This window comes from Methylobacterium sp. J-077, from assembly GCF_022829365.1.
In the GTDB taxonomy this organism is placed as follows: Bacteria; Pseudomonadota; Alphaproteobacteria; order Rhizobiales; family Beijerinckiaceae; genus Methylobacterium.
The window spans coordinates 1-1767 of record NZ_JAKSYJ010000157.1 but is presented as its reverse complement, the minus strand read 5'-3'; the positions used below and the strand labels follow the sequence as shown (position 1 = coordinate 1767).

Sequence of the window (1767 nt, the reverse complement as noted above, 5' to 3'; positions counted from 1 at the left end):
GGCGTGCCGGGAGCAGGATGTCGGCTCGGCGCAGATCAACCAGGCGATCCAGCAGCTCGACAAGGTCACGCAGCAGAACGCCAGCGCCTCCGAGCAGGTCTCGGCGACCTCGGACGAGCTGGCCAACCAGGCCGAGCGGCTGCAGGCGACCATCGCCTACTTCCGCATCGACGCGGCGGGGGCGGGCACGACCGCGGCGGCGATGCAGCTGCGGGCGACGGCGGCCCGGATGGGCGCGCCGGCCAAGGCCAAGGTCGGCGGCAAGGCCAATGGCAAGACGAACACCAAGGCGCGCGCCGGCCGGTCCACCCTGGCTGCGGGGGATGGTTTCGACCTCGACATGGGCGACGGCGATGCCCGCGACGCCGACTTCGTCCGCGCCGCCTGAGCGGGGACGGGGCCGATCACGCGCCGAGGGCGCCGTCCGGGATCCGGGACGACGCTCGTGACAACCGGCCTGCGCCCCCGGGCGCAGCCACGATCAGATCCGCGTCCGGGGCCGCCCGGACAGGCCAGCCGCAGGGTGCTCCCGACCGAGATCCCCGCTTCCGAGGACGAAGGCCATGAACATACTCGACAACATCTCGATACCGCGAAAGCTGTTCCTGGCCTTCACGCTGATGCTGCTGGTCGGCCTCGGCATCAACGGCGTCGTCTACTGGAAATCGTCGGAGATCCGTCAGTCGGTGAACTGGACGGACCACACCATCAAGGTGATCGACGCCGCCGACCGCGCGCTATCCGGCATGGTCAACCAGGAGACCGGGTATCGCGGTTTCCTGCTCTCCGGCGACGCCAAGTTCCTGGCGCCCTACCAGAAGGGCTGGGAGGCCTTCAACACCGCCTGGCGGCAGGCCAAGGAGCTGACCGCCGACAACCCGACCCAGCAGGAGCGGCTCGAGAAGATCCGGCGGCAGGCGGAATCCTGGCACAATGGCGTCGCCGAGAAGGGCATCGCCGGGATGGCCAATCCGGAGACGCGGGAGGCCGCGCGCCAGACCGAGATCGCCGGCGCCGGCAAGGAGGCCATGGACGGCCTGCGCGCCGAGGTCGCCGACCTGGTCGGCGTCGAGAACACCCTGATGCGGACCCGCCAGGACGCCCAGAACGCGGCCTTCGACACCTCGACGCAGATGATCCTGCTCGGCATCGCCGCCAACCTGGTGATCGCCGTCGGCATCGGCCTGCTGCTGGTGCGCACCGTCGCCAAGCCCGTCACCGCGATCAGCACCCGCCTGGCGACCCTGGCGACGCCGTTCGAGACCGGGCGCCTCGACGAGGTCGGCCGGATCCAGGGCACCGCCCAGGCCGTCGAACAGGCGTTCCGGGAGATCTCGGAGGTCCTGGCCGCCGCCTCGGTGGGCGACTTCACCAAGACGCTGTCGAAGGATTTCGGCGGGCTCAGCAGCGAGGTCCAGGCCAATCTGCGCGCGACCACCGACAACCTGCAGGTGATCGCCGGCGTCGCCACGGCGATCGCGGCGGGCGACCTCACGGTCGAGGCCAGGCGCCTGTCCGACAAGGACGTGCTGGGCATCGCCCTGGAGCAGATGCTGGAGAAGCTCCGCGCCGTGGTGGCCGAGTCCGCCACGGCCGCCGCCAACGTCTCGGCGGGCGCGCAGGAATTGTCGTCCTCGGCCGAGCAGCTGTCGCAGGGCTCGACCGAGCAGGCCGCGTCCACGGAGGAGGCCTCGGCCTCGGTCGAGGAGATGGCCGCCAACGTCAAGCAGAACGCCCAGAACGCCAGCCAGACCGAGGCGATCGCGC

The 1767-nt window shown here is 70.7% G+C and carries 1 protein-coding gene and 1 pseudogene; both read left to right on the top strand.

Annotation, left to right across the window (positions count from 1 at the left end):
• A pseudogene (locus MKL11_RS19135) lies at nt 1–388 on the top strand (methyl-accepting chemotaxis protein); the annotation flags it as partial.
• 175 nt (nt 389–563) lie between these two features.
• The coding region (locus tag MKL11_RS19130; protein WP_243946318.1) for a CHASE3 domain-containing protein at nt 564–1767 on the top strand (1204 nt) is incomplete at its 3' end.